The sequence below is a fragment of the Geodermatophilus obscurus DSM 43160 genome (assembly GCF_000025345.1).
Classification (GTDB): domain Bacteria; phylum Actinomycetota; class Actinomycetes; order Mycobacteriales; family Geodermatophilaceae; genus Geodermatophilus; species Geodermatophilus obscurus.
In genome coordinates, this window is sequence record NC_013757.1 from 3014805 (window position 1) to 3041227 (window position 26423).

Annotated in this window: 23 protein-coding genes and 8 pseudogenes; 18 read left to right on the forward strand and 13 right to left on the reverse strand. The window is 70.6% G+C overall.

All coding sequences use genetic code 11. The annotated features are described in order from the left end of the window. Positions 1-95 precede the first annotated feature (95 nt). The 3 genes from GOBS_RS14115 (at position 96) to GOBS_RS14125 (ending at position 2529) form a co-directional block, all read left to right on the forward strand. On the forward strand, positions 96-668 hold the full coding sequence (locus GOBS_RS14115) for an MBL fold metallo-hydrolase (RefSeq protein ID WP_243697500.1): 573 nt from the start codon (positions 96-98) through the stop codon (positions 666-668). Between the two features lie 100 nt (positions 669-768). Further along, on the forward strand, positions 769-1590 hold the full coding sequence (locus GOBS_RS14120; protein WP_208104294.1) for a methylenetetrahydrofolate reductase: 822 nt from the start codon (positions 769-771) through the stop codon (positions 1588-1590). A 48-nt stretch (positions 1591-1638) separates the two neighbouring features. Then, positions 1639-2529, forward strand: a complete 891-nt coding sequence (locus GOBS_RS14125; protein ID WP_012948948.1) for an MBL fold metallo-hydrolase — start codon at positions 1639-1641, stop codon at positions 2527-2529. Positions 2530-3535: 1006 nt separating this feature from the next. Here the strand turns inward: GOBS_RS14125 and GOBS_RS14130 are convergent. The 4 genes from GOBS_RS14130 to GOBS_RS14145 all read right to left on the reverse strand — a co-directional run bounded on the left by GOBS_RS14130 (position 3536) and on the right by GOBS_RS14145 (position 9042). Beyond that, positions 3536-4336 (reverse strand): IclR family transcriptional regulator, encoded by an 801-nt coding sequence (locus tag GOBS_RS14130; RefSeq protein WP_012948949.1) that lies wholly within the window; start codon positions 4334-4336, stop codon positions 3536-3538. A gap of 371 nt (positions 4337-4707) precedes the next feature. Next, positions 4708-5577 carry a formyltetrahydrofolate deformylase gene (gene purU, locus GOBS_RS14135; RefSeq protein WP_243697501.1) on the reverse strand — a complete coding sequence of 290 codons (870 nt, stop codon included), beginning with the start codon at positions 5575-5577 and terminating at the stop codon, positions 4708-4710. Further along, positions 5571-6953, reverse strand: a complete 1383-nt coding sequence (locus tag GOBS_RS14140; protein WP_481808249.1) for an L-serine ammonia-lyase — start codon at positions 6951-6953, stop codon at positions 5571-5573. Before GOBS_RS14140 ends, purU begins: the two co-directional genes overlap by 7 nt. Positions 6954-7830: 877 nt before the next feature. Beyond that, complete coding sequence (locus tag GOBS_RS14145; protein WP_012948952.1) at positions 7831-9042, reverse strand: aromatic ring-hydroxylating oxygenase subunit alpha; 1212 nt, start codon at positions 9040-9042, stop codon at positions 7831-7833. Positions 9043-9255: 213 nt separating this feature from the next. Between GOBS_RS14145 and GOBS_RS27500 the strand changes: the two are divergent. Beyond that, positions 9256-9414, forward strand: a pseudogene (locus GOBS_RS27500) (transposase); the annotation flags it as partial. Between the two features lie 20 nt (positions 9415-9434). After that, positions 9435-9637: pseudogene (locus GOBS_RS27505) on the forward strand (IS5/IS1182 family transposase); the annotation flags it as partial. Between the two features lie 56 nt (positions 9638-9693). On the opposite strand, the gene GOBS_RS28205 reads toward GOBS_RS27505, so the two are convergent. Together GOBS_RS28205 and GOBS_RS14150 are read right to left on the reverse strand one after the other, a co-directional pair. Continuing rightward, positions 9694-10023 (reverse strand): transposase, encoded by a 330-nt coding sequence (locus tag GOBS_RS28205; protein ID WP_208104295.1) that lies wholly within the window; start codon positions 10021-10023, stop codon positions 9694-9696. Then, complete coding sequence (locus tag GOBS_RS14150; protein ID WP_208104296.1) at positions 10020-10826, reverse strand: helix-turn-helix domain-containing protein; 807 nt, start codon at positions 10824-10826, stop codon at positions 10020-10022. Before GOBS_RS14150 ends, GOBS_RS28205 begins: the two co-directional genes overlap by 4 nt. Positions 10827-10873: 47 nt before the next feature. On the opposite strand from GOBS_RS14150, the pseudogene GOBS_RS27510 reads away from it, so the two are divergent. Continuing rightward, positions 10874-11014 (forward strand): annotated as a pseudogene (locus GOBS_RS27510) (IS5/IS1182 family transposase); the annotation flags it as partial. Between the two features lie 17 nt (positions 11015-11031). On the opposite strand, the pseudogene GOBS_RS26370 reads toward GOBS_RS27510, so the two are convergent. Beyond that, a pseudogene (locus GOBS_RS26370) lies at positions 11032-11863 on the reverse strand (IS5 family transposase). A gap of 104 nt (positions 11864-11967) precedes the next feature. Between GOBS_RS26370 and GOBS_RS28870 the strand changes: the two are divergent. Next, positions 11968-12189: pseudogene (locus GOBS_RS28870) on the forward strand (IS5/IS1182 family transposase); the annotation flags it as partial. Between the two features lie 2 nt (positions 12190-12191). Next, positions 12192-12374: a transposase gene (locus tag GOBS_RS14165; RefSeq protein WP_012948953.1), complete on the forward strand. Its 183-nt coding sequence runs from the start codon at positions 12192-12194 to the stop codon at positions 12372-12374. 103 nt (positions 12375-12477) lie between these two features. Here GOBS_RS14165 and GOBS_RS14170 read toward each other — a convergent pair. Both GOBS_RS14170 and folP read right to left on the reverse strand, forming a co-directional pair. Further along, positions 12478-13473, reverse strand: a pseudogene (locus tag GOBS_RS14170) (PDR/VanB family oxidoreductase); the annotation flags it as partial. Between the two features lie 2 nt (positions 13474-13475). After that, a complete protein-coding gene (gene folP / locus GOBS_RS14175) occupies positions 13476-14309 on the reverse strand; it encodes a dihydropteroate synthase (protein WP_012948955.1) in 834 nt (277 codons plus the stop codon). Positions 14310-14624: 315 nt separating this feature from the next. On the opposite strand from folP, the gene GOBS_RS14180 reads away from it, so the two are divergent. Next, positions 14625-15710 (forward strand): S-(hydroxymethyl)mycothiol dehydrogenase, encoded by a 1086-nt coding sequence (locus GOBS_RS14180; protein WP_012948957.1) that lies wholly within the window; start codon positions 14625-14627, stop codon positions 15708-15710. Then, the gene (locus GOBS_RS14185; RefSeq protein ID WP_012948958.1) at positions 15710-16318 is read left to right on the forward strand and encodes an MBL fold metallo-hydrolase; all 609 of its coding nucleotides are present in this window, start codon (positions 15710-15712) and stop codon (positions 16316-16318) included. Before GOBS_RS14180 ends, GOBS_RS14185 begins: the two co-directional genes overlap by 1 nt. A gap of 601 nt (positions 16319-16919) precedes the next feature. Here the strand turns inward: GOBS_RS14185 and GOBS_RS14195 are convergent. After that, entirely contained in the window at positions 16920-18152 is a 1233-nt protein-coding gene (locus tag GOBS_RS14195; protein WP_012946610.1) for an IS256 family transposase, read from the reverse strand. Between the two features lie 429 nt (positions 18153-18581). On the opposite strand from GOBS_RS14195, the gene GOBS_RS14200 reads away from it, so the two are divergent. From GOBS_RS14200 to GOBS_RS28215, 7 genes and pseudogenes are all read left to right on the forward strand, one after another. After that, positions 18582-20186: a BCCT family transporter gene (locus GOBS_RS14200; protein WP_166487398.1), complete on the forward strand. Its 1605-nt coding sequence runs from the start codon at positions 18582-18584 to the stop codon at positions 20184-20186. Positions 20187-20338: 152 nt separating this feature from the next. Continuing rightward, positions 20339-20482 (forward strand): hypothetical protein, encoded by a 144-nt coding sequence (locus GOBS_RS27520; RefSeq protein ID WP_243697502.1) that lies wholly within the window; start codon positions 20339-20341, stop codon positions 20480-20482. A 145-nt stretch (positions 20483-20627) separates the two neighbouring features. Continuing rightward, positions 20628-20765 carry a hypothetical protein gene (locus tag GOBS_RS27525; RefSeq protein WP_243697503.1) on the forward strand — a complete coding sequence of 46 codons (138 nt, stop codon included), beginning with the start codon at positions 20628-20630 and terminating at the stop codon, positions 20763-20765. Between the two features lie 33 nt (positions 20766-20798). After that, positions 20799-21002: pseudogene (locus GOBS_RS29740) on the forward strand (MBL fold metallo-hydrolase); the annotation flags it as partial. Further along, positions 20945-21136 (forward strand): hypothetical protein, encoded by a 192-nt coding sequence (locus GOBS_RS27530; protein ID WP_012948961.1) that lies wholly within the window; start codon positions 20945-20947, stop codon positions 21134-21136. The pseudogene GOBS_RS29740 and the gene GOBS_RS27530, both read left to right, overlap by 58 nt. Positions 21137-21220: 84 nt before the next feature. After that, positions 21221-21670 (forward strand): annotated as a pseudogene (locus tag GOBS_RS29745) (IS5 family transposase); the annotation flags it as partial. A gap of 139 nt (positions 21671-21809) precedes the next feature. Further along, positions 21810-22016 carry a transposase gene (locus GOBS_RS28215; protein ID WP_208104297.1) on the forward strand — a complete coding sequence of 69 codons (207 nt, stop codon included), beginning with the start codon at positions 21810-21812 and terminating at the stop codon, positions 22014-22016. On the opposite strand, the gene GOBS_RS26385 is transcribed toward GOBS_RS28215, so the two are convergent. Then, on the reverse strand, positions 21979-22158 hold the full coding sequence (locus tag GOBS_RS26385; protein WP_243697744.1) for a hypothetical protein: 180 nt from the start codon (positions 22156-22158) through the stop codon (positions 21979-21981). The two genes, GOBS_RS28215 and GOBS_RS26385, sit on opposite strands and share 38 nt — an antisense overlap. Before the next feature lie 80 nt (positions 22159-22238). Then, entirely contained in the window at positions 22239-23039 is an 801-nt protein-coding gene (locus tag GOBS_RS14220) for an IclR family transcriptional regulator (protein WP_012948949.1), read from the reverse strand. 127 nt (positions 23040-23166) lie between these two features. On the opposite strand from GOBS_RS14220, the gene GOBS_RS14225 reads away from it, so the two are divergent. Continuing rightward, entirely contained in the window at positions 23167-23658 is a 492-nt protein-coding gene (locus GOBS_RS14225; RefSeq protein ID WP_012948962.1) for a bifunctional 3-phenylpropionate/cinnamic acid dioxygenase ferredoxin subunit, read from the forward strand. Positions 23659-24314: 656 nt separating this feature from the next. On the opposite strand, the gene GOBS_RS14230 is transcribed toward GOBS_RS14225, so the two are convergent. Continuing rightward, entirely contained in the window at positions 24315-26156 is a 1842-nt protein-coding gene (locus GOBS_RS14230) for a BCCT family transporter (RefSeq protein WP_243697504.1), read from the reverse strand. Positions 26157-26423: the final 267 nt, after the last annotated feature.

Here is a 26423-nt window from a genome sequence, read left to right on the forward strand (position 1 = left end):
CACCGGTGAAAACAGGAGCGGCCCTCGCGGGCCCGACGAGCGCCCGGCGCGGTGGACGCACGAGCGCCCGCATCGACAGGACCGTGGTCTCCGGCGTGTTCAGCCTCGACGGCCAGGACTTCGACGTCGACAACAACGTCTGGCTGGTCGGCGACGACGACGAGGTGCTCGTCATCGACGCCCCCCACCGCGCCGAACCCATCCTCGACGCGATCGGCGGCCGCCGGGTGACCGCCATCGTGCTCACCCACGGGCACAACGACCACATCACCGCCGCCGTCGCCCTCCGGGAGGCCACCGGCGCACCGATCTGGTTCAACCCCGCCGACCTCATGTTCTGGGAGGCGGTCCACCCGGGGGCGTTGCCGGATCACCCCGTCGGCCACTGCACCCGGTTCTCCGTGGCAGGGACGTCCCTGCTCTCGATGCACACCCCGGGCCACTCCCCGGGCAGCACCTCCCTCTACGCGCGCGACCTGGGCACCGTCTTCACCGGGGACACGCTGTTCTGCGGCGGCCCCGGGGCCACGGGCCGGTCCCACAGCGACAAGCCGACGATCCTGCACTCGATCCGCTCGTGCCTGCTGACCCTTCCCGCGGACACGGTCGTCAGGACCGGCCACGGCGAGGACACGACCGTCGCCGCGGAGGTGTCGCATGTGCGTTGAGGTCCCGGGCGGGGCCCGTGCGCCGACGGGGACGGGACCACCGCCTCCGGTCGAGCGCCGGCCGACGTCGCGGCGGTCCCGGGGCACGCTGGAGCGGGCGTTGCGGGAGGCGAGCTACGAGGTCCTGCCGCTGCGGGGCGCCGAGGCGTCGGTCGTCGAGCACGTCCCCCGGACCGTGCCCCTCACCGTGACTGTCACCGAGGCCAAGGGCCTGACACCCACGCTCGAGCTGGCGGAGCGGCTGTCCGGCCACGGGTTCACGGTCACCCCGCACCTGGCTGCTCGGCTGGTCCACGACGCCTCGCACCTGGCCGACGTCATCGCCCGCCTCCAGGCCGCGGCCGTGGACGGCGTGTTCGTCGTCGGCGGCGACGCCGCCGAGCCCGCGGGGACGTTCCCCGACGCCCTCGGCCTGCTCGAGGCGCTGGAGACCGTCGGCCACCACTTCCGGCACGTGGGGATCGGCGGCTATCCGGAGGGGCACGGACACATCAGCGCAGAACTGATCGAGCGCGCTCTCGAGCGCAAGGCCCCGCACGCGACCCACGTCATCACCCAGCTGTGCTTCCACCCCGCGAGCACGACGGCCTGGGCGCGGCAGGTCAAACGGCGGGGCGTCGATCTGCCGATCCGGATCGGACTCCCCGGCGCGGTGACGCGCCAGAAGCTGATTCGGATTTCAGCCGGACTCGGGCTCGGCCGGTCGGCCCGGTTCCTGGCGAAGCAGCACAGCATGTTCTGGCGCTTCTTCCTGCCCCACGGCTACCGGCCGGATCGGCTCGTGGAAGGCCTCGCACCCACCCTCGGCCGGCCTGAGCACAACCTGCAGGGCTTCCACTTCTTCACGTTCAACGAGGTGGCGAGGACGGAGGCGTGGCGGCAGGAGTGGCTGGCCCGGTTGTCCGACGCAGCGGCGGGGTAGCGGGAGACGCCGTCGGCGGGGAGCCGATGGCACGACGGGGAGGACGGCATGCGCGGCCCCGATGTGCAGTACGGAGGTGTCACCCTCCTCGCCTCGCCGGAGGGCGGCCGCTATCCGTCCGGCAACTCGCTGCTGATCAGCGGGACGAACCGGACCGTGCTGGTCGACGCTTCGATCGAGGTCCACCGGCGAGGTGGGTTGTCGGACGCCGTGGACCTGGTCGTCATCAGCCATGCTCACGAGGATCACCTGGCGGGACTGCACCTGTTCCCGGACCTGCCGGTCCTCGCACACCCCGCCGAGGTCGGCACCGTCCGCTCCCCGGAGGTCCTGCTCGCAGGCTTCGGGATGAGATCCTCCGAGGCCGGGGGCTTCCGGGAACAACTCCGGGACACGTTCCACTTCAGCGAGCGCCAGCACGTCGGCACGTTCGAGGACGGCGACGTGGTGGACCTGGGTGGCCGGACCCTGACCGTCCTGCACCTGCCGGGGCACACCGCGGGTCACTGTGGCTTCCTGGTCGAGCCTGACGGGTTCCTCTTCCTCGGGGACATCGACCTCACGTCCTTTGGTCCCTACTACGGCGACCTCTCCAGCAGCCTCGACGACTTCCTCACGTCGATCGGACGACTCCGCGACGTGGACGCCCGCTGGTACGGGACATCACACCAGGTCGGCGTGCTCGACGACCGACAGGCGTTCCTCGATGCTCTGGACCGCTTCACCGCGGTGGTCGACCGCAGGGACGAGACGCTGCTGCGGCTGCTACGGCAGCCACGAACCCTGGCCGACGTCGTCGCACACCGACTGGTGTACCGGCCGCACGTCCGGCTGCCATTCGTCGAGGCGGTCGAGCGCCGGACCGCGTCCCTGCACCTGGAGCGGCTCGAGCGCCACGGCCTCGTCGTCCCCACCGACGGCGGCTACCTCGCCGTGTGACGGACACAGCTCCGTGGCGGCCGTACCGCTCGGCTCCGGGACACCCCCTGCGGAGCCGAGAACATCGTCCGCGGCCCCACAAGAGGTGATGGCCGGAGTTCACGCAGCGGATAGGCAACGACTGCGCGAAAGCGCCACTTGGCCTGCGCGGATGCGCGCAGGCGCCGCTGGGGTCGTGTTGCTGACCGAGCACCCCGCGGCCTTCACCGCCGAGCACGGCGTGGTGCTGTGGGCGCGACGATGTTGCGGGCGATCAACAGCCTGCCGGCCGACGACCCCGCTCAGGCACTGACTCCCGCATGACGTCGGCGGCGCACCGACGTGCAGCGGATCGACCCAGCCCAGCTGGTGTTCGTCGACGAGTGCGGTACGCACACCTCGATGACCCGCCGGACAGCCCGCGCGCCCCGCGGCATCCGCGCCCGGGGAACGGTGCTGCGACCGCGGCCGGGGACCACGCTGATCGCCGGGTCGTCGCAGGCCGCGGATGAGTCCGGCGATGACGGTGGAGGGCGGCACCACCGCCGCGGTGTTCGCCGCCTACCTGGAGCAGGTGCTTCTTCCCGCGCTGCGGCCCGGGCAGGTGATGGTCGACGACGTCGGCGCGCACGAGCCCGACCGGATGCGTGCCCTGGTCGAGGCCGCCGGCTGGTCCTCCTGCCGGCCTACTCGCCGGACCTCCCTCCGGTCGAGGCGGCAGCAGAATCAAGACGCTGGTCCAGGCCGCTGGAGCATTCACCCGGGCGGCGCTGGACGCCGCCATCGCTGTAGCCCTGGCAGCGGTCACCGCCAGCGATGCAGCCGGCTGGTTCACCCACGCCGGCCCCCCACCCACCTGCACGTCGTAGGTGATGCGCCGGCCCCACCGTCAGCGCGTCCAGCTCGTAGCCCTCGATGGCCTCCGACGCCGTCCCGTTCGCACTGTGTGCACACATCGCCAACAAGAGGACGCGGCAAGGCCAGAGCGACCCCTTCGACCATCACCGGCGACAGCGCCCCCGCCGGGTCAGCGGGTCTGGCCGAAGAAGCCCAGCCTCCTGCTCAGCTCCTCAGCGCCCGACAGCACCCGCCGGGCCAGCCTCGGGAAGTCCTCCGAGTCGATGCGGAAGGACGGCCCCGAGACGCTGAGGGCCGCGAACACGTCCCCATCCGCACCCCGGACGGGCGCGGCGAGGGCATTGAGCCCCACCTCGTACTCCTCGGCGGTGGCGGCCCAGCCCTGGTCGACGATCAGGTCGAGGTGCTGTCGCAGCACCTCGGGATCGCTGATCGTCGCGGGGGTGTAGCGCGGCAGCTCCCGGGACAGCACGTCCTTGCGGACCGCATCGGAGGCGTAGGCCAGCAGCACCTTGCCGCTGGAGGTGGCGTGCAGCGGGGTGCCCTGCCCCACCCAGTTGTGCGTGCTCAGCGCCGCCGGCCCGCGGGCCTGGCTGACGTTCACCGCACGGTCGCCGTCCAGGATGGCGATGTTGACCGTCTCCTGGAGGTCGGCGGCCAGCGCCTCGCAGATCGGCCGCCCCTCCCGGGCGATGTCCAACTGCGCCGCGGCCGCGCCGGCCAAGCGCACGACACCGAAGCCCAGCCGGTACTTGCCCCGATCGGCCAGCTGCTCGACGAAGCCCCGGCTCTCCAGCGCCGCCACCAACCGGAAGGCCGTGGACTTGTGCACCCCCAGCTCGGCGGCCACCTCCGTGACGCCGGCCTCGCCGCACGCCGCCAGGATCTCCAGCACGCTCAGCGCACGGTCGACCGACTGGACCGCTACGACCGAGCCCCGCGCTGCGCTCTCACCCTGCGGACCACTCATGACCACAGCGTAGGTCGCCGACCGCGGGGACGACTCCGTGCGGTCGACGCCACCGGACTGCGGCAACGGCAGATCCGCCTGACCCACGACGTGGCAGGCCCCCACCACCTTGATGCCGAACTCGCCGAAGAGCACCACTCGACCCGGGCGCAGCGACCGGCGGGCACCGGACCTGATCGGTTGCGACTTCGCCGCCGAGACGCTGAACTGCACGTGGCACGGCGACGGCACCGAGCGGCCGGCAGCGCCCACACCGGCATCACTGCGGCATGATCACGCCTGCTTGACGCGCGCTCGTGGCGATGGCCGACGGGAAGAGCCGCCGATCGCCACCTCCCGGCCAAGCGTGCTCACGGCGACGGCCATGGCGCTCAGCGGAACACCACCGTACTGCGCTCGTTGAGCAGCACCCGGCGCTCGGAGTGCCATCGCACGGCCCGCGCCAGTGCGAGGGCCTCGGCGTCGCGCCCGACAGTCGTCAGGGCTCGGGGATCGTAGGTGTGATCGATTCGGATGACTTCCTGTTCGATGATCGGACCTTCGTCCAGAGTGGGAGTCACGTAGTGAGCAGTGGCCCCGACGAGCTTGACGCCCCGGTCGAAGGCCTGGTGGTAGGGCTTGGCCCCCTTGAATCCGGGCAGGAACGAATGGTGGATGTTGATGGCACGCCCGAGCAGTTTGAGGCACAGATTGTCGGAGAGCACCTGCATGTAACGAGCGAGGACCACGACCTCGGCCCGATGCTGGTCGACTATCTCGAGCATCCGCTGCTCGGCCTGCGGCTTGGACTCGGGAGTGACCGGCACGTGGTAGAACGGCAGGCCTGCCGCCTCCGCCATCGGACGCAGGTCCTCGTGGTTGGACACCACGGCGACGAGTTCGGCGTTGAGACTGCCCGCCCGCCACCGGAAGATCAGGTCGTTGAGGCAGTGACCCATCCGGGAGACCATCACCAGCACTCGCTGGGGGCGGTCGTCCGACAAGGTGAAGCTCATCCCGAATTCCTCGGCCACCTCCTTGAAAGCCGAGGCCAAGTGCTCAGCATCGGCCTCGCCAGTTACTTTCACGACTTCAGTGCGAAGGAACAGGGCCCCCCGGAGCGGATCGTCGAACTGCTGGTGTTCCACGATGTCGCAGCCATGGCCGAAGAGGAACGAGGTGACGGCATGGACGATGCCCGGGCGTTGCGGGCAGCTCAGTGTCAGGATGAACCTTCGCGGCATTGCCATCTCCCTCAGCACTCGATCACGTTGACAGCGAGACCACCGCGCGCGGTCTCCTTGTACTTGTCCTTCATGTCCGCACCGGTGTCGCGCATGGTCTTGATCGCCTTGTCGAGAGAGACGAACTGTTCGCCGTCACCACGCACAGCCATCCGGGCGGCGGTGATCGCCTTGATCGATCCCACGGCATTTCGCTCGATACAGGGGATCTGCACGAGGCCGCCGATGGGGTCGCAGGTGAGCCCGAGATTGTGCTCGATACCGATCTCCGCCGCGTTCTCCACCTGGTCCGGCGTACCGCCCAGGACCTCGGCGAGGCCGGCCGCCGCCATCGAGCACGCCGACCCGACCTCTCCCTGGCAGCCCACCTCTGCCCCGGAGATCGAGGCGTTCTCCTTGAACAGGATCCCGACCGCCGCGGCGGTGAGCAGGAACCGGACGACACCGTCCTCGGAAAAGGACTCGACGAAGTCTCGGTAGTAGTGCAGGACGGCCGGGACGATGCCAGCGGCACCGTTGGTCGGTGCGGTGACCACGCGCCCGCCCGCCGCGTTCTCCTCGTTGACCGCCAGCGCGTAGAGCGTCACCCACTCCATCGCCCGGAGTGGGTCGTTGCTGTCGTCGGTGGACTCGAGGGTCTGACGCAGGAGCCCTGCGCGCCGCCGCACGTTGAGCCCTCCCGGCAGGGTTCCCGTCGCCTGGATGCCTCGGTTCACGCACTCCTGCATCACCGACCAGATGTGCAGCAGCCCGGACCGCACTTCCTCCTCGCTGCGCCGGGTCAACTCGTTGGCGAGCATCAGCTCACTGATGCTAGATCCTGTGTCGCGGGCGCGCTGCAACAATTCGTCGCCCGTGCTGAAAGGATGGGGGACAGGCCTTTGCTTGTCGTCCGCCACGATGTCGGAGCCCTCGATCTCATCCTCGTCCAGGACGAACCCGCCACCAACGGAGTAGTACTCCCGAGTCGTCAGCACGTGCCCGTCGGCGTCCCGAGCCGTGAAGCGCATGCCATTCGTGTGGAAGGGGAGCCGCTTGCGGCGATGCAACACGAGGTGATCGTCCGTCGAGAACGCGATCGGGCGCATCCCACCGAGACGCAACTCCTTCTCGGCGTGTACGGCTTCTACGCGAAGTTGGGCAGCCGCCGGATCCACCAAGTCGGGCTGTTCACCCTCGAGGCCGAGTATGACCGCCTTCACCGTTCCATGGCCATGTCCGGTCACGCCGAGGGAGCCGAACATCTCGGCTCGCAGGCCGGCGGTGCGGGCGAGCAGCCCCTCGGACGCCAGTCGGGCAACAAACGTGTTCGCGGCGCGCATAGGGCCCACGGTGTGAGAACTCGAAGGTCCGATGCCCACCTTGTAGAGGTCAAAAACGCTGATCATGCCCATACTCCCGCCGGTCACACGCCATGAAGGCGCTGGCCGTTCGTTGAGATACTCCGTCGTGCGCCCGGACGACAATCGCCCGGCGCTTGTTCGCGATCAGTGCAACAGCGACCGAGCCGATGACTCGCCGCTGGACTGGACGACCGGTCAAAGCTGCGAGCACACCCATCTGGCAGATCTCGACCATGGTGCGAGCACTGCGAACTCCCGCAGCTCGACGGGAAGTGTGAGGTCGTGCGGAGCGCCATGACCGCGGGCCCGGCGACGTCGTCCTCGGCGAGATCGAGCGCCTCACCGCGCAGCTGGTCCGCAGTGCCCCGAACTTCGTGTACCCGCTCCGCGTGCTCGGCGTACGTCGGACCATCGGTGTACCGCGCCACGATGGCGACGAGAGCCGCGGGCACCGTGTTGTCGCGTCCGGGTTGCTTGGCCGCCGAGCGCCGCCGCGGCACCCGGTCCCGGCGGCGGGCGCTGGGCTGCTATCGGCAAGGCTGCGCTGGCCTGTCGACGGCACGGGGTCTGGAGCGGCGGACAACGGCCAACTGACGGGCGCGCTTCCAGCGCCGCGAGTTCGGCGGGCTGTCGGGCGCATCGCGCTCGAGGCGGGCATGCACGGTCGGCCGATGCTGGGTGGTGGCGGCGACGCTGAACCCGCCGCCGGACATCGACTGCGCATATTGGCAGGCTCTCGCCCATCAACGCGCGTAGCTGCCGGTCCGTGTCAACGGAGGCGGTGGATGTGCGGCTTCTCGTCCATACAGCACCATCCGGTGGAGCACCTGAATGGCTCGCACCATGGCGCCACTCCCCACCCTGGCCAAGTGAGCGGGTCGACCGGGCGTGGCAGCCCAGTCGACCCGCGAGCGCACCGGCTGGCCCGCTACGCGTGGCCGAACTCGGCGCCAGCGTCGAGCTCGAGTCCGGTACCGTGGCCCGCTCCAGCGCCCAGCTGCGCGTCCATGCTGTGCTCAGAATCGAGCTGCAGCTTGACCCACTCGTGGAACAGGGCGATGTGGTGCTCACTGGGCACCAGCACCCCACCCTTGGCGTACCCCTTCGAGTTGGACGCGAGCTGGCACCTCACAGCGGCATCGAAGTCCTGCTCGTTGACCCGGTGGAACAGCTCGACCGAGCGACTCACGTCTTTGCCCGACTCGACCACATGAGGCATGTAGAGCCAGTCGCACTCGACGACCGTGCGGTCCGCCGCGACCGGGAACATCCGGTGGAAGATCACGTGGTCTGGCACCAGATTGATGAACACCTGAGGGTTGACCGTGACCGCGTAGTACTTGCGGTCGTGCTCCCCGTCCACGCCAGGGATGTGGTCGAGCCCCTCGCTGCCGTCCACGGTGAAGCCCTGCACGTTCTCACCGAACTCGGCGCCGTGGCCGACGAAGTACTGGGCGGCGTAACCGTCGGCGAACTCGGGCAGCACCTCGGTCAGCTCGGGGTGGATCGTGGCGCAGTGGTAGCACTCCATGAAGTTCTCGATGATCAGCTTCCAGTTGGCCTTCACGTCGTAGGTGATGCGCCGGCCGACCGTGAGCTTGTCGATTCCCCAGTCGTCGATGACCTCGGGGGAGCCCAGCCGCCCAGCCACTGCACCGATGACCGTGTCCTCGAAGGAGGGCGGCACGTCGGCGATGCACACCCAGGCGTATCCGAGCCACTCCCGTAGATGCACAGGGATCAGTCCGTACTGCGAGCGGTCGACATCCTCCATCTGGGCGAGGTTCGGTGCGCCGACAAGCGCACCGTCGAGGGAGTAGGTCCACGCGTGGTACCCGCACCGCAGCCTGCGCAGGCCGGTCCCCGACTCCTCCATGCACACGCGGGCACCGCGGTGCCGGCAGACGTTCAGGAATGCGCGCAGAGTCTTGTCACGGCCACGGACGAGCACCACGTTCTCCCGACCCACATCCACGGTCCGGTACGAGCCGGGGCCTTCGATCTCGTCCGCGCGTGCAACGGCGAACCAATGCGTCTCGAAGATCTTCGCCTGCTCCTGCTGGAAGATCTCCGGATCCGTGTAGGAGTGGCCGGGCAGCGTGGCGATGAGACTGGGCGGCAGTTGAGTTTGAAGGGACACGAGACACCTTCCGATCGCAGGCGGTGGGGCGGAGCGAGCTGCCTTTTCGGGTGTCGGCGCTCACGATACGCCGGGGCTGTGGGTGTGGCGTGACGCACTCTAACCAGGTTGTGCCATCTGAAGCAACAAGTCGCGCTATGTGGAACAGCCTGCCGGTAGGCAGACGCCGCGGCAGTAGGCCTCGTGCTCCGGCCGCCCCCGAGGTGTCGGTGCATGTCGTCGCCGGTGCTCCCGCCGCCGCGCCTGAGCAGTGACGAGCCGTGGGCGCTGGTCGGGCAGCTGATTCCGCTGCAGCCGCCGGCGGTGCACGGCCGCACCGGCCGGCCCGGCACCACCGACCGGGACGTGCTCGAGGGCATCACCTTCGTGCTGATCCTGTCACCGGCACCGCCGTGCTCCCGGTCGCCGAGGAGACCGTGCGGTTCGTGTCGGCGCTGCTGGCCGCCGAGCGGCGCCGACGCCGCGCCCGGCCCGCGCGCCGAGCGGCCGAGCGGCAGGCTGCTACCGGCAGGCGGTGTCGGTTCTGCGCTGGTTCCTCCACGGCGCCCGGCTGGCCCAGTTGGCCGCCGACGACGACATCGGCGCCTCGACCGCCACCGCTGGTGCCGTGACCACGAACGTTCACCGGGTTGCTGGGTGGACGCGGTGTGATCAGGCCGCGGCTGGTTGCCTGGGCCGGCCCCAGCGGCGGTGGCGCTCGCGGCGGACCCTGGCTCGTTCGCGGCGTTGCGCGGCGAGGAGCTCGGGGTCGCGGGCGTGGTCGTTGCGCCAGCGCAGGTGGGCGTGCAGCGCGCGGGTCAGCTCCACGTGGTTGGTGTACTCGGAGTTGGCCAGCACGAAGGACCGCAGCGGTCCGAAGTGCACCTCGATCGGGTTGGCCCAGGAGGCGTAGGTCGGGGTGGGGCACAGTTCGACGTTGTGGCGCTCGGCCCAGCGGCGGATCCGGGCGCCCTTGTGCGCGGACAGATTGTCCAAGATCACGTAGATGGGGTGCCGTCCGGGCGGGCGGCGCGGATCGAGCGCAGCGCCGCCAGGGTGTTGGCCGCACTCCTGCGGTGCCGGGCCACGCCCCACAGCCGGTCCTCGCCGACGGAGAAGCAGCCGTGGAACTGCCGCACGCCGGCGGTCTTGTGGTAGTTGGCCGCCACCCGCTGCGGTCTGCCCTTGGGCGCCCAGCAGGCGCCGGGGGTCGGCACGCAGGCCAGCGGGCCGAACTCGTCGAAGGCGAACGTCCGATCCGGATGGTCGTTGATCACCTGCTCGATGCCGGCCAGCTTGGCGTCTCGGTCGGGATCGGTGGACTCCTTCCAGGTCTTGGTCTGCTGAAAGGAGATCTCGTGGTCGAGCAGGAGCCGACGGGCCCGTTCCGGGCCGATGTGCACCACCCGGTGCGGGTTGTCGGCCAGATAGCCGATGAGCTTGCGTACGCTCCAGTGGGTGAACGGGCAGCCGAGCTTGCGCGGGCGGGTCCGGGCCGTCTCGACGAGGAAGGCCTCGTCCTCAGCGCTGATCTGGCGGGGACGGCCACCCGCCCAGTGAGGGTCCAGCGCCCGCATCCCGAGTTCGTTTAACCGGTGGATCACCTCCCGCACGGTGTCCTCGTCCGCGGTGACCAGCCGGGCGATCACCGGCACGCTGTTGCCGCCGGCCGAGGCCAGCACAACCATCGCCCGGCGGTAGCGGATCACACTCGTTGTCGTCTTCGGCTCGCCACGGCGGACCAGCCGCTGCAGCCGCTGGCCCTCCTCATCGGAGAGTCGCCTGACCCTCACGCGCTCGGCCATGCCCCACCAGGATGGGCTTCACCGGGAACGTTCGTGGTCACCGCTAGCTGCACGAAGGCATCGACGTCCTCGCCGACCGCGCACCCGCGCTACGCGGCGTGCTACTGGCGGCCCGCGCCGCCGGCCACTCGCGCGTCACCGTGGACGGCACGCTGATCCGGACCGGCCGCTGCCACGTTCCCGGCCCGACCGCTTAGAAGACGTTTCAATAGTTCGTCGTTAGGCGGCGGGCACAGATCAGGGTGACGGCCAGTCGGGCCAGCGCGGTGATCGTTGTGGCGGTGCGGTCGTAGCGCAGCGCGAGGCGTTTGTAGGACAGCAGCCAGCCGAGAGTGCGCTCCACGACCCAGCGGTGCCGGCCCAGTCGGGCGCTGGAGTCCCGGCCGATGCGGGCGATCCGGGCGGTGATCCTGCGGCGGCGTAGGTAGCGGCGCACCCGCGGAACGTCGTAGCCCTTGTCGCCGTGCAGCTTGACCGGCCGCCGGCGCGGGTGACCGCGGCCGCCACGGCGGATCGCCGGCATCGAGTCCAGGATCGGCTCGACCAGCATGCTGTCGTGTCGGTTCGCCCCGAGACGAGCACGTTGAGCGGCAGCCCGCCGGCGTCGACGAGCAGGTGATACTTGCTGCCGGCCTTGCCGCGGTCGGTGGGGTTCGGCCCGGTCAGCTCACCCCCCTTTTCGCCCGGACGCTGACCGAGTCCAGGCTGGCCCGGGACCAGTCCAGCTGCCCTTGTTCGCCGAGCCGGTCCAGCACCGCCTGGTGCAGCTGGTCGAAGAGCCCGGCCTCGGCCCACTCGCGCATCCGCCGCCAGCACGTCACACCCGAGCCGTAGCCCAGCTCGGTGGGCAGCTTGGTCCAGCCGATGCCGGTGGACAGCACGAAGGCGATGCCTTCGAGCACGTCCCGATCACCGGTGCGGGGCCGCCCGGTGCGGCCATGCACCGCCGGCGGCGGAGGCGGGATCAGCGGCTCGACCAGCGCCCACAGCTCGTCACTGATCAGCCGCGGTGGCGGGGAAGACACCGACGACGACATGCCCGGCAGCCTGCGTCGACTCGTCGCCGGCGACCAGAGCCCGACGACCTACTTTCGAAACGTCTTCTTAGAGCGACCGATCCGGCCGCCAGGTCGGCCTGTGATGGTCAGGCGAGCACGCCGCCCCCGGCGGCAACGTCCAGGTCATCGGCACGCCCGACGGCTGGCCGATCTGGACCTCGCCCGCCCGGCTCGGGCGCGACACCACCGCCCTGCACACCCATCCCGAGGCGGGCCGGCCCTGGCCGCTTGGACCGACACCGAGCACGCTGTCCTGGCCGATCTCGGCTACGAGCGCGCGGCGCTGACCACGCCGATCAAAAAGACCGTGGCCGAGATCGCCCGGCTGGGACGCACGCTGAAGCAGCGGCACGAGGTGTTCGCGGCCTCCTTCGACACCGGCCGCTCCAGCAATGGCGGCACCGAAGCAATCAACGGCCTCATCGAGCTCCACCGCCGCATCGCCCGCGGCTTCCGCAACCGCGACGACACCACCTGCGCATGCTGCTGATCGCCGGTGGCTTGACCGGCCCCCACCTCAAGTAGGAAGAGCCGGTTATCCCGACCCTCGATCGGTGGACACACTCGCGCGCTCGCGACGATCGCGGCCCCGCTCAGAGGTCGAGAACGAGGCGCGGACCGCACGAGCGGGACACACAGATCATCATGTAGTCGCCCGCCTGCCGTTCCTCCTCGTCGAGCACGGAGTCGCGGTGGTCGGGTGTGCCCTCGAGCACGGGAGTTTCGCACGTGCCGCAGGTGCCTTCCCTGCAGGAAGACAGCGCCCCCACCCCGGCCTCCTTGACCATGTCAAGAATGGAACGGTCGGCGGGGATCGTGAGGGTGATCTCGCTCTGGGCGAGGTGGACCTCGAATGCCTCGTTGCGCACCGGCTCGGTCAGCGGCTTGGCATTGAAACGCTCCACATGCAGTGAACGGGGTGGCCACGTGGCACACCGCTCCTCGACGGCGGCCAACAGCGGCTCCGGGCCGCAGCAATACACCAGCGTGTCGGGGTGGGGCGTACCGAGCAGGCCGTCCAGGTCCAACAGCCCGGTTTCGTCCTGCGGGCAGACCGAGACGCGGTCGCCGTAGTGGGCTAGCTCGTCGAGGAAGGCCATCGACGCGCGCTGTCGACCGCCGTACACCAGCCGCCAGTCGGCGCCGTCCTTTTCCGCGGCGGCGATCATCGTGAGGATCGGGGTGATTCCGATCCCGCCGGCGATGAACAGGTAACGGGGCGATTCCACGAGCGGGAAGTTGTTGCGCGGGCCGCGGACCCGGATCGTGTCGCCCGGCCGGAGCTGGTCGTGCACGTAGAGGGAGCTGCCGCGGCCGTTCGGGTCGCGCAGGATGCCCAGCCGCCAGACGTGGTGGTCCGCGGGATCCCCGCACAGCGAGTACTGCCGGGTCGGCGCCTGCCCGAGGATGAGGTCGACGTGCGCGCCCGGCGTCCACGGCGGCAGCGGGTGGTCGCTCACTTCGCGCAGGGTCAGGGCGACCACTCCGTCGGCCGCCTCCTGCTTGGCCTCCACGCGCACGTCGGCCTCGAACTCGCTGGCGACCAGGGTGACGCTCGTTGTCTTGTGCGTGACAGATTCGACGTGTGGATTCATGAGGGATCCTTGAGGGTTGCGATGGACGCAGGTGCAGACGAAACGAACACCGGCCTGTGTGGTCTCCGGCCGGTTCCACCGGGTGCCTGTGCGGTCCGCCCGGTCAGCTGCCCGAGCACCGACTTCCGGGACAGCCCGACCATGACCGGGACCCCCAGGCTGTGCAGCCCGTCGAGCGAGGCCAGCAGGGCGACGTTGTGGGCCGGCGTCTTGCCGAACCCGAACCCCGGGTCCACCACCAGGTGCTCCTGCCGGATGCCGGCGTCGAGGCAGGCACGCATCCGCTCGGCGAGGAAGGTGCGCACCTCCACGACGACGTCCCGGTAGCGCGGGTCCTGCTGCATGGTCTCCGGCGAGCGCTGCATGTGCATCAGGCACACCGGCACGCCCAGCTCCGCGGCAACCTCCAGGGCACCCGGCGACCGCAGCGCCCGGACGTCGTTGACCATGCTCGCCCCGGCCGCGACGGCGGCCCGCATGACCTCGGGCCGCGAGGTGTCCACGGACAACGGCACGGGGGTCCGCTGCGCGAGGGCTTCGACCACCGGGACGACACGGGCCAGTTCCTCGGCGAGGGTCGGCGGGCGCGAGCCGGGCCGGGTCGACTCCCCGCCGACGTCGATGAGGTCGGCCCCCTCGGCAGCCAGGGTGCACCCGTGCGCCACGGCCCGGTCCAGGCTGTCGAACCGCCCGCCGTCGGAGAAGGAGTCCGGCGTGACGTTGAGGATGCCGCCGACCACGGGCCGCCTCGCCGCGAGCGCCCGTGCGAGGGGGTGCGTCGAGATGTCGGTGCCCGCGGGCGGGCAGTTCCTGAGGTCCAGCACGGTCATGCCGGCTCGGCAGAGATCGCGTCGGCGACCTCGGGGTCGGTGTCCGCCACCGACCGGTCGAGCACGCGGTCCGGACCGGCCGGGGCCTGGAGCGCTCCGTCTACCTGGACGACCATGCCGGAGTCCCTTCTGTCATAAATGCTGGCGAGGGACTGGTATATCAGTCAGCCAGCACCGTAGGGTGAGGGTCAGGCAGGGTCAAGGGGTGCCGTGGAATGGACGTCCCGCCGACCTCACTCAAGTCGGCGCCCATCCCACTCGTGGACGCCATGACTGCCGTGCCGTCCGCGCATCAGCGAGAGGAGATCCACCGTCATGGCCTACGAGGTGAAGGGCGTCGTCGCCCGCAGCAAGGGTGCCCCGGTGACCGTCGAGACGATCATCGTGCCCGACCCCGGCCCGGGCGAGGCGGTGGTCGACGTGCAGGCCTGCGGGGTGTGCGCCACCGACCTGCACTACCGCGAGGGCACCATCACCGACCAGTACCCCTTCCTGCTCGGCCACGAGGCCGCCGGAACCGTGGCCGCGGTCGGCGAGGGCGTCACCAACGTCGCCGTCGGGGACTACGTGATCCTCAACTGGCGGGCGGTGTGCGGCCAGTGCCGCGCCTGTCTCAAAGGCGAGCTGCAGTACTGCTTCAACACCCACAACGCCGCGCAGCAGATGACCCTCACCGACGGCACCGCGCTGAGCCCGGCGCTGGGCATCGGCGCGTTCACCGAGAAGACGCTGGTGCACTCCGGGCAGTGCACTCCGGTCGACCCCGCCGCGCCGGCCACCGCCGCCGGCCTGCTCGGCTGCGGGGTGATGGCCGGGGTGGGCGCGGCGATCAACACCGCCGGCGTGCGCCGCGGGGAGAGCGTGGCGGTGTTCGGCTGCGGCGGGGTGGGCGACGCCGCGATCGCCGGGGCGAAGCTGGCCGGCGCGGCCACCATCGTGGCGGTGGACATCGACGACCGGAAGCTGGAGTGGGCCCGGCGGTTCGGCGCCACCCACACCGTCAACAGCAAGGCCACCGACGCGGTCGCGGCGGTCAAGGCCGCCACCGGCGGCTTCGGTGCGGATGTGACCATCGACGCGGTGGGCCACCCGGCGGTGTTCGAGCAGGCCTTCTACGCCCGCGACCTGGCCGGCCGGGTGGTGCTGGTCGGGGTGCCCGCCCCGGACATGACGATCACCCTGCCGCTGCTGGAGGTGTTCGGCCGGGGCGGGGCGATCAAGTCCTCCTGGTACGGCGACTGCCTGCCCTCCCGGGACTTCCCGATGCTGGTCGACCTCTACCGGCAGGGCCGCTTCCCACTGGAGGACTTCGTCACCGAGGCCATCGGGATCGACGACGTCGACGCCGCGTTCACCAAGATGCGCGCCGGCGAGGTGCTGCGCTCGGTGGTCGTGTTCTGATGGCCGCCCGCATCGAGAAGACCGTGGTCAGCGGCGTGTTCAGCCTCGACGGGCAGGACTTCGACGTCGACAACAACGTCTGGCTGCTCGCCGACGACGACGAGGTGCTCGTCATCGACACCCCACACGACGCCGAACCGATCCTCGACGCCATCGGCGGCCGGACGGTGACCGCCATCGTGCTCACCCACGGGCACAACGACCACATCACCGCCGCCGTCGCCCTCCGGGAGGCCACCGGGGCGCCGATCTGGTTCCACCCCGCCGACCGGATGCTGTGGGACGTCGTCCACCCCGACACCGCGCCCGACCACGACCTCGCCGAGGGCACCCGATTCACCGTCGCCGGCACCACGCTGACCGCGCTGCACACCCCCGGCCACTCCCCGGGCAGCACCTGCCTGCACGCCCCCGACCTGGCCACCGTCTTCACCGGCGACACCCTGTTCTGCGGCGGGCCGGGAGCCACCGGGCGGTCGTTCAGCGACCACCCGACCATCATCCGATCCATCCGCGACCGGCTGCTCACGCTGCACGGCGACACCGTGGTCCGCACCGGCCACGGCGACGACACCACCATTGCCGCCGAGACGAGCCACGTGCAGTGAGCTCGTCGTTGAACCCTTGCGGCCCGGTGTGACGCCGCTGTGATCCGAGGGCTGCCATGACGGCGGCCACCGCGGAATGCTCCGGAGTTGCGAAGCCTCGAGGCGACGGCGGCGGCCGTAATGGACAGTGTGGAAGGGGCCAGCGGGACTGGCCAGAGTATGGCCGCGGAGGAGCTGAATCGGCTGCGGGAGTTCCGTGACCAGGTGCACCGGCGCCTGGGCCGGCGGGCCGATGAGCTCTTTGAACTGACCGGTGCGCTCTTGTGCGCTGACAGCGGTTCTCATGCGGCTTGTCGGGTGGGGTAGCCGGCGTTGGAGAAATCAGCCGGCGGCGACGGCGTGGAGGGCGGCGGCGATCGCGGCGTCCAGGGCCGCCGCGGTGCGCGGCGCAGCCGCCTTGACCAGCGCCTTGATCAAGCTGGCGGCCTCCTCGATCGGCGACAGGTCCGCGAGTAGGTGGGCAGGAACACCTGCTGGCAGCCGGCGGCCGCGATGGCATCCGTGGCCGCGGTTGACGAACAGCTCCCGCGTTGTCGACTGGGGGTGACGTCCCGCTGAGTGGTGGATGTAGTCCTCACCGTGTTGGTCAGCGGTGTGGTGACTATGACGCGATCAGGGCCGGCTGCGCCACCTCCTCCGCCGAGTCACTGCGGCTGGCGAGCAGGGCCATGGAGCTCTCGGCGAGGTAGCGGCGGTCGGAGACCTGCCACTCGTCGTGCGCCTCGACCAGTACCGCGCCGGCCAGGCGCAGCAGGGCGGCGGGGTTGGGAAAGACCCCGACGACGTCGGTGCGCCGCTTGATCTCCTTGTTCAGCCGTTCCAGCGGATTGGTCGACCAGATCTTCTTCCAGTGCGCCACCGGGAAGGCGGTGAAGGCCAGCAGGTCGTCGGCAGCCTCGTGCAGCATGGCCTCGACCTGGGGGAACTGGCGGCCCAGCATGCCGGCGATCACGTCGAGCTGGGAGCGCACGTGCTCGGCGTCGGGCTGGGCGAAGACGGTGCGGATCGCCGCGGCGACCATCTCGCTGTTGCCGCGCGGGACGCGGGCGAGCACGTTGCGCATGAAGTGCACCCGGCACCTTTGCCAACTGGCGCCGAGCAGCACCGCGCCGATGGCGGCCTTGAGCCCGGTGTGCGCGTCGGAGATGACCAGCTGGGGGCCGGCCAGCCCGCGGGCCTTCAGCGAGCGCAGGAACGCCGTCCAGAACGCGCCGTCCTCCGAATCGCCGACGGCGAAGCCGAGCACCTCCCGGTGGCCGTCGGCGGCCACGCCGGTGGCGATGACCACGGCCTGGGAGACCACCCGCCGGTTCACCCGTGCCTTGCAGTAGGTGGCGTCGAGGAACACGTACGGGAAGGCCTGCTCGGCCAGTGAACGGTCCTGAAAAGAGCTGACCTCGGCATCGAGGTCGGCGCAGATCCGGGAGACCTCGGACTTGGAAATGCCGGTGTCGGCGCCCAACGCCCGCACCAGGTCATCGACCTTCCGCGTGCTCACCCCGTGCAGGTAGGCCTCCATGACCACGGCGAACAGCGCCTGGTCGATCCGCCGCCGGCGTTCCAGCAGCGAGGGGAAGAACGACCCGGCGCGCAGCTTGGGGATCCGCAGCTCCAGATCCCCGGCCGTCGTGGACAGGGTGCGGGGGCGGGAGCCGTTGCGCTGGGCGGTGCGACCCTCGGTGCGCTCGTGCGGCGCCGCCCCGATCACCGCGGTCAGCTCGGCCTCGATCAACGCCTGGTAGATCGTGGTGGCCGCCGACCGGATGCGGTCGTCGACATCGGCTGCCTTGAGTGCGTCGAGCACCTCGAGCAGGGCAGACTGGTCCAGGGCCATCGTGTGCTGTGTCCTTCCGCGAGAACCATTGGCGTGGTCTCGCTGACCATCACACGATGGCCCCTTCGCGTGGTCCTCCACGCGAGCGGTGACCTGGACTTACACCACCAGCGGGGACGTCACCCGACTGGGAGATGTCGTTGTGATGCGATCTCACTCGGTTGTCACTGCCCCGGCACATAGGGATCACTCAGCGCGACTTGTGCCGAAAGTCACTTCGGACTCTTGTCCAGTGATGGACCGTCTGGTTCCCTCATGCGCAGACAGTTTCGCACTACGCAACAGACCGACAGAGGGACTATGGAGCATTCGAATCGCGAGCACGCCTCACCCTTCAGCGCGCCGAGCGACGGGCCGAAAGGTGGCCCTGCACCGGGCGCCGGGTCGGCCGTTGGACGCGAGCACGTCAACCCGCCGCAGACGGACCGAGTGGTCTTCGGCGTCTCCCTGGCGCTGGTGTTGGCGTTCGCGCTCTGGGGGGTGCTCGCCAGCGACAGCCTGTCGAGCGCTGTGAGCACCGCTTTCAGCACGGTCATCACCAACGCCGGCTGGGTCTTCGTCCTGACCAGCTCGGGGTTCGTCGCGCTGGCTGCGTTCCTGGCGCTGTCCCGCTACGGCCGCATCCGGCTGGGGAGGGACGACGAGCGACCGGAGTTCAGCACGGGCTCGTGGATTTCCATGCTCTTCGCGGCCGGCATGGGCATCGGTCTGCTCTTCTGGGGCGTCGCCGAGCCGCTGTCCCACCTCGCGGCCGCCCCACTCGGCCTCGAGGAGGCGGGGACTCCGGAGGCCGCCCGCCTGGGGCTGCAGTACACGATCTTCCACTGGGGCCTGCACCCCTGGGCGATGTACGCCGTCATGGCGATGGCCCTGGCCTACGGCGTCTTCCGCAAGGGGCGGCCGAGCCTGGTCAGCTCCGCGGTCGTCCCGCTGGTCGCCGAGCACCGCACCGGCGTCCGCCGCGCCGTTGACATCCTCGCCATCTTCACCACCGTGTTCGGCGCGGCGACCTCGCTCGGCCTCGGCGCGCTCCAGGTCAACAGCGGTCTGGCGGCCAACTACGGCGTTCCGCGGAACAACGGCGTGGCCGTGGCCATCATCGCCGGCCTCGCGCTGCTCTACGTCCTGTCCGCGGTCAGTGGCGTGCACAAGGGCATCAAGCTGATCAGCAACACCAACGTGGTGCTGGCCGCCCTGCTGGTGGCCTTCGTCTTCGTGCTGGGCCCCACCACGCACCTGTTCAACACCATCACCGACGCCACCGGGGACTACCTGGCCGCTCTTCCCGCCATGAGTCTGGCCTCGGGCGCCTGGGGCGGTCAGGAGTGGCTGGCCGGCTGGACGTTGTTCTACTGGGCGTGGTGGATGTCCTGGACGCCGTTCGTGGGGACGTTCATCGCGCGCATCTCTCGCGGCCGCACGATCCGGCAGTTCGTCACCTTCGTGATCATCATTCCGACCATGGTCAGCATCGTGTGGTTCGGCGTCCTGGGCGGCACCGCCACCCACCTGGAGCTCACCGGCCAGGCCGAGCTCAGCCAGGCCCTGACCGACCAAGGCACCGAGGGAGCACTGTTCGCCCTGCTCGGCGAGTTCCCGCTCGTCACACTCACCGTGCTGCTCGTGATGGTGCTCATCACGCTGTTCTTCGTCAGCAGCGCCGACTCCGCGTCCATGGTCCTCGGCATGCTGTCGCAGCGGGGCACGACCTCGCCCGCCCGCGCGGTAGTCATCCTCTGGGGCGTGTCCATCGCGGCCGTCGCCGCAGCACTCACCCTCGCCGGTGGGCTCGAGGTCATCCAGTCGGCCACCATCCTGGTGGCGATGCCCTTCGTGGTGGTGCTCATCGCCATCTGCATCAACCTGGTTCGCGAGCTGCGCCGGGAGCCCTACACCTCGACGCTCGACCCCCAGGTTCGGCGGGCCGTCATCGCCCACCTCCACGAGATCCCGCACCCGAACGGATCACCGCCCACCTCACCCGGAGTCCCGGTGCTCACCGACGCCGACCGTGAGCCGGCCGGCCACCAGTAGGGCAGCGGCGAACTCTCACCACTCAGGGCGTCCGGCTCGACCGGACGCCCTGAGTGGTACTGCGACGACCTCCTGGCGCCACGTCGGTGCGGGATCGGACAGCGAGGGCGGGGGGACGGGCGCCAGGGGGTGGAGCAAGCCCCGATCGTCCCGTGCAGATCACCCTGCCGCTGCTCGAGGTGTTCGTGCGCGGCGGAGCGATCAAGTCGAGCTGGTACGGCGGCTGCCTGTCCTCCCGGGGCTTCCCGATGCTGGTCGACCTCTACCGGCAGGGCCGAGGCCCTCGGCCTCGATGACCTCGAGAAGGCCTTCGACGACCTGCGCCGGTGCAAGGTGCTGCGCTCGGTCGTGATGTTGGACGAGTGAGCGGCCTTGTGAGCTCACTGGTGAGAACGGCAGCGCCGCTCGCGGGCCGACGAGCACCCCCGGCGAGGTGGACGCATGACCGCCCGAATCGACAAGATCGTGGTCTCCGGTGTCTTCAGCCTCGACGGCCAGGACGTCGACGTCGACGACAACGTCTGGCTGGTCGGCAACTCCCTGCTGGTCAGCGGGACGGGAGGGCACCGTCCTGGTTGACCCGTCCCTCGAGGTCGGCCGGCGCGGTGGGCCGCACGCGACGTCGAGCTCATCGCCGTCACCCATGCACACGAGGACCACGTCGCGGGGCTCCACCTGTTCCCGGAGGTGCCGGTCGTCGCCCACCCCGCGGAGGCGCGGCCGTCCGCGACCCCGAGACGCTGCTCGCGGGGTTCGGCATGGCGGCCGCCGACGCCGATGACTACCGCCGGCAGCTCGACGAGACCTTCCACCTGACCGGTCACGAGCGGGTGGACACTGTCGACGAGGGCGCGGTGCTCGACCTCGGGCGGCGCATAGTGACCGTGAAGACCCTCACCACGGAGACCTCGTGGACGGCACCCTACCGGCCGGTGCCCGCCATGACCTGACCGACGAGTAGTGGGCGATCCTCGCCTCGGTGCTGGAGTCGCTGCTGCGGTCGGCAAGAAGTCAGGTAGACCCGGCGCTGGACGTTGCGGCAGTTGATCGACGGCATCCGGTTCCGCACCCGGACCGGTTGTCCGTGGCGGGACGTGCCCGAGCGCTACGGCACCTGGCAGTCGGTCTACGGGCTGTTCCGCGCCTGGCAGCTGGCCGGCCGGTGGGCGGCGATCCTCACCGACCTGCAGGCGATCAGTGCCGAGGCCGGACTGATCGAGGGGGTGGTGTCAGTGGACTCCACGATCAACCGGGCCCACCAGCACGCCGCCGGCGCCCGCCGCCATCCCGAGACCCAGGTCGAGCCGCCGATCGGGGAGCCGGCCAACCACGCACTCGGCCGCTCCCGCGGCGGGCTGACGACGAAGGTGCACCCGGCCAGCGAGCAGGGCCGCAAGACGCTGGCCACCACGCTCACGGCAGGGCAGGCCGCCGACAGCCCGCAGTTCACCGCCGTGCTCGGCCGGATCCGGGTACCGCGGCGGTCCGGGCCGAGCCGGCCGCGCACCGCCCGGACCGGGTGCTGGGCGACAAGGCCTACTCGTCCCGGGGCAACCGGGCCTATCTACGCCGGCGCGGCATCCCGGCGACCATCCCGATCAAGGCCGATCAGCAGGCCCACCGGTGGCAGAGGGATCGGCCGACGGGCGCCCGCCGACGTTCGACTCCGCCCAGTACCGCCAGCGGCACGCGGTCGAGTGCGGCATCAACCGGCACAAGCAGCACCGCGGCTTCGCCACCCGCTACGACAAGCTCGCCGTCCGATACGACGCCACCGTGGAGATCACCAACATCAACATCTGGCTGCGGGACCTATCAAACAGGGCCTAGTTGCCGTCAACGGTGACACCCTGCACGTCCGCACCGAACTCCGCGCCGTGCCGACGAAGAATTGCGCGGCGTAGCCGTCGGCAAACTCCGGGAGCACCTCGGTGAGCTCGGGGTGAATCGTCGCGCAGTGGTAGCACTCCATGAAGTTCTCGACGATGAACTCCCAGTTGGCCTGCACCGGGCGCCACCTCGACCATCACCGACGACAGCGCCCCCGCCGGGTCAGCGGGTCTGGCCGAAGAAGCCCAGCCTCCTGCTCAGCTCCTCAGCGCCCGACAGCACCCGCCGGGCCAGCCTCGGGAAGTCCTCCGAGTCGATGCGGAAGGACGGCCCCGAGACGCTGAGGGCCGCGAACACGTCCCCATCCGCACCCCGGACGGGCGCGGCGAGGGCATTGAGCCCCACCTCGTACTCCTCGGCGGTGGCGGCCCAGCCCTGGTCGACGATCAGGTCGAGGTGTTGTCGCAGCACCTCGGGATCGCTGATCGTCGCGGGGGTGTAGCGCGGCAGCTCCCGGGACAGCACGTCCTTGCGGACCGCATCGGAGGCGTAGGCCAGCAGCACCTTGCCGCTGGAGGTGGCGTGCAGCGGGGTGCCCTGCCCCACCCAGTTGTGCGTGCTCAGCGCCGCCGGCCCGCGGGCCTGGCTGACGTTCACCGCACGGTCGCCGTCCAGGATGGCGATGTTGACCGTCTCCTGGAGGTCGGCGGCCAGCGCCTCGCAGATCGGCCGCCCCTCCCGGGCGATGTCCAACTGCGCCGCGGCCGCGCCGGCCAAGCGCACGACACCGAAGCCCAGCCGGTACTTGCCCCGATCGGCCAGCTGCTCGACGAAGCCCCGGCTCTCCAGCGCCGCCACCAACCGGAAGGCCGTGGACTTGTGCACCCCCAGCTCGGCGGCCACCTCCGTGACGCCGGCCTCACCGCACGCCGCCAGGATCTCCAGCACGCTCAGCGCACGGTCGACCGACTGGACCGCTACGACCGAGCCCCGCGCTGCGCTCTCACCCTGCGGACCACTCATGACCACAGCGTAGGTGGCGGACGGCAGGGTGCCCCGCGCCTCTTCACGCGGCAGGGAGCCGGAACCATGCTGTTGCGTCATCGGCAAAAGTCGCGAGTCTGGCAACGATGACGACCCCGGAGCGTTCATGCTCCCGGTCTGTCCCACGACCGCGCTGCCGCCCGGCGAGGCGACCCGAGTCGAGGCCGACGAGCCCATCGCCGTCTTCAACGTCGACGTCGCGGTCTACACCATCGACGACACGTGCACCCACCAGGACGCCTCGCTGGCCGACGGCTGGCTGGACGGCTGCGCCGTGGAGTGCCCGCTGCACGCCTCCTGCTTTGACCTGCGCACCGGGAAGGTCTCCGGCCCGCCCGCCAAGACACCCGTCCGCACCACCGGGTCGTCGGGTGGGACGGCATGGTCTACGTGCAGCCCGCGGCCGCCGCGGACGGTGCCGCATGAGCCCGACGATCGCCGTGGTCGGGGTCTCCCTGGCCGGCCTCCCGCGGTCGGTCTGGACCACTTCGACCGCACGGTGCTCCTCCACGACGGCACCGAGGTCCGGGCTGGTCGACGCCCGCCGCCAGTTGCGCGCGGCCGTACTGACGCAGTCGTGACCGCCGACCGGGCCTGACCGCCCGCGGCGGGACCGCGCGGCGCCCGGGTCACCCGCCTCTGCGGTGGTCCACCGGCAGCGGTCGCCCAGGGGAGGTCGGCCGCTCCCCCGCGCCGCCGGGCACGAGCACGCGGCCGGCCGGCGCCCGAGCCCCCCGGTCCACGCCCCGTGAGCGCCCACGCCCGAGCCGGCCCGGACGTCCGGCGCGCAGGCGGTGTGGCGCCGCCCCTGAGTGCACGGGCTGGCCTGGCGGCACGCCGGGACCCGCCGGTGCGCGGGGAGCTCGCGTCGTCCGGACTGCGGACGTCTCAGGAGTGCAACGGCAGGGGCCGGGTCCGCACGGCGTCGCCGACCGGGTCGGGCCTCAGCTGGCTCGCTCCGCACAGCCGGACCGCTGCCCGGTCACCGTCCCCGCAGGGCCACGACCCCGCCCGTCGCGCCGGTGCCCCGTCGGGACGGCCGACCGCGCCGGCCCCCGACTCGCACACCGCGCTGCGCCGCGACCGGGCCGCGCCGGCCTACCGGGCCCGGTGTGTGAACAGCCCCCGACACGGCAGAGCCTCCCGGCACCGGGAGCCGCAGACAGCAGCTCCGGTGCCGGGAGGCTCCTCCCGCCGGCCGGCCCCCTGCAGGTCCCGCCGCGAGCCGCGCGAGCGGGGGCAGGGGGGGTCCGCTCAGTCGCGCGGGTCCAACGGACGACCGATGACCTCCGCCCGGGGCTGGGCGGGTGCAGGGACGGCCGCGGTCCCCTCCGGCGCCACGAAGTTGCCGTTGGGGCTGCTGGACGACGGCTGGGCACCCGCCTCCGGGGACAGCCGCTCCGGCGTGGCCACGGCGTTGGGTGCCGCCGGGATCGGGGTCTTCTCCACGACGAGGACGAAGTCGTCGCCGTGGCGGGTGATGCCGTCGACGACGGCCTGCTCGATCGCCAGGGCGGCGTAGTTGCCGCGCAGGACGAGCGGGTCGCGGCGCAGGTCCTTGACCAGGCTCACGGCCATCGCCGTCATCACCAGGGCGAAGGGCAGTGCCGCGATGATCGTCAAGTTCTGCAGCCCCGTCAGGGCCGCACCCTCCTCGCCGAGGAGCAGCATGATCGCTGCGACCGAGCCCATCACGACGCCCCAGAAGACGACGACCCAACGGCTGGGCTCCAGGGTGCCGCGCTGCGAGAGCGACCCCATGACGATCGAGGCCGCGTCCGCACCGGACACGAAGAAGATCGCCACGAGGATCATCACGAGCACGGTCGCGGCGGTGGCCAGGGGGTACTGCCCCAGGACGGCGAACAGCTGCCCCTCCGTGGTGCCCTGACCGGCTACGTCCGCACCGTCGCGCTGGGCGGCGATCCCGGCGCCGCCGAAGATGGCGAACCACAGCAGGCTGACCAGGCTGGGCACCAGGAGCACACCCGTGACGAACTGGCGGATGGTGCGGCCGCGGCTGATCCGGGCGATGAACAGGCCGACGAACGGCGTCCAGCTGATCCACCAGGCCCAGTAGAAGACCGTCCAGCCGCGCAGCCAGGTGGCCATCGGGTCACCGCCGGTGGCCTCCGTGCGCGCCGCCATGTTGCCGAGGTCGGAGAAGTAGCTGCCGACCGCGTCGGGGATCAGGTTGAGGATGAAGATCGTCGGGCCGAGGACGAAGACGAACACCGCCAGCAGCAGGGCCAGGACCATGTTGGTGTTGGCCAGCCACTGAATTCCGCGCTCGATCCCGGAGACGGCCGAGGCGACGAAGGCGGCGGTCAGGATCGCGATGATGGCGACCAGGACGCCGTTGCCGACGTCTCCTGCCCAGCCGAGGATCTCGACCCCGCTGCCGATCTGCAGCGCACCCAGGCCGAGGGATGCCGCCGACCCGAACAGCGTCGCGAAGATGGCCAGCACGTCGATGACCCGTCCGGCCGGGCCGGCGGCCCGCCGCTCGCCGAGCAGGGGGACGAAGACGGAGCTGATCAGCTGGCGGCGCCCCCGCCGGAAGGTGCCATAGGCGATCGCCAGCCCGACGACGGCGTACATCGCCCACGGGTGCAGCGTCCAGTGGAACAGCGTGGTCGCCATCGCCGTCTCGATGGCCTGGGACGACTCGGCGTCGACCGTCAGCGGCGGTGGGGAGGCGTAGTGCGACAGCGGCTCGGCGACCCCGTAGAACATCAGCCCGATGCCCATACCGGCGCTGAACATCATTGCGATCCACGAGACGGTGCGGAACTCCGGCCGCTCGTCGTCCCGACCCAGCGGAATGCGCCCGTACTTGCCGGCCGCCAGCCAGATGACGAAGACCACCAACGTCGACGCCAGCAGCACGAACAGCCAGCCCAGGTTCCCGGTGACCCAGCCGAGGATCGAGCTGCTCACGGCGCCCAGGCCCGTGGGGGTGGCGAAGCCCCAGAGCACGAAGCCCAGTGCCATGACCGCGGCGACCGCGAACAGGACCCTGTCCACCGCCCAGTGCCGGTCGGCGACACACGGCGGTGGCTCCGCGATGGCCGGGTGGGTCCCGGTCACGGTCACGTCCGTGGCATGGACGGTGGAGCGCTCCTCCCCCGCTCCGAGGGCGCCACTGCCAGGCGTCGGAGCAGCTCCGACCGCCTCTGACTGGCTCAGGTGGCCGGAGGGTGAGGCTGGCCGGCTACGCGGTTGCTCCATGACACTCCCTAACTGTGTTGCGTCATCCGAGACCGACTTCGCATGAGGGAACCAGAGGGCCTGTCGCCAAACAAGAGTCTCAAGTGATTCTCTGCACACTCTGGCCTCGACACAACTGTGCGTCACAGCGGC

Excerpts from the sequence above, each read along its gene's own strand:
- GOBS_RS14125 (WP_012948948.1), top strand. The coding sequence starts at position 1,639 with ATGCGCGGCCCCGATGTGCAGTACGGAGGTGTCACCCTCCTCGCCTCG.
- GOBS_RS14130 (WP_012948949.1), bottom strand. The coding sequence starts at position 4,336 with ATGAGTGGTCCGCAGGGTGAGAGCGCAGCGCGGGGCTCGGTCGTAGCG.
- GOBS_RS14140 (WP_481808249.1), bottom strand. The coding sequence starts at position 6,953 with ATGGGCATGATCAGCGTTTTTGACCTCTACAAGGTGGGCATCGGACCT.
- GOBS_RS14150 (WP_208104296.1), bottom strand. The coding sequence starts at position 10,826 with ATGGCCGAGCGCGTGAGGGTCAGGCGACTCTCCGATGAGGAGGGCCAG.
- folP (WP_012948955.1), bottom strand. The coding sequence starts at position 14,309 with ATGACCGTGCTGGACCTCAGGAACTGCCCGCCCGCGGGCACCGACATC.
- GOBS_RS14180 (WP_012948957.1), top strand. The coding sequence starts at position 14,625 with ATGGCCTACGAGGTGAAGGGCGTCGTCGCCCGCAGCAAGGGTGCCCCG.
- GOBS_RS14185 (WP_012948958.1), top strand. The coding sequence starts at position 15,710 with ATGGCCGCCCGCATCGAGAAGACCGTGGTCAGCGGCGTGTTCAGCCTC.
- GOBS_RS14195 (WP_012946610.1), bottom strand. The coding sequence starts at position 18,152 with ATGGCCCTGGACCAGTCTGCCCTGCTCGAGGTGCTCGACGCACTCAAG.
- GOBS_RS27525 (WP_243697503.1), top strand. The coding sequence starts at position 20,628 with ATGACCGCCCGAATCGACAAGATCGTGGTCTCCGGTGTCTTCAGCCTC.
- GOBS_RS27530 (WP_012948961.1), top strand. The coding sequence starts at position 20,945 with ATGGCGGCCGCCGACGCCGATGACTACCGCCGGCAGCTCGACGAGACC.
- GOBS_RS26385 (WP_243697744.1), bottom strand. The coding sequence starts at position 22,158 with ATGGAGTGCTACCACTGCGCGACGATTCACCCCGAGCTCACCGAGGTG.
- GOBS_RS14220 (WP_012948949.1), bottom strand. The coding sequence starts at position 23,039 with ATGAGTGGTCCGCAGGGTGAGAGCGCAGCGCGGGGCTCGGTCGTAGCG.
- GOBS_RS14225 (WP_012948962.1), top strand. The coding sequence starts at position 23,167 with ATGCTCCCGGTCTGTCCCACGACCGCGCTGCCGCCCGGCGAGGCGACC.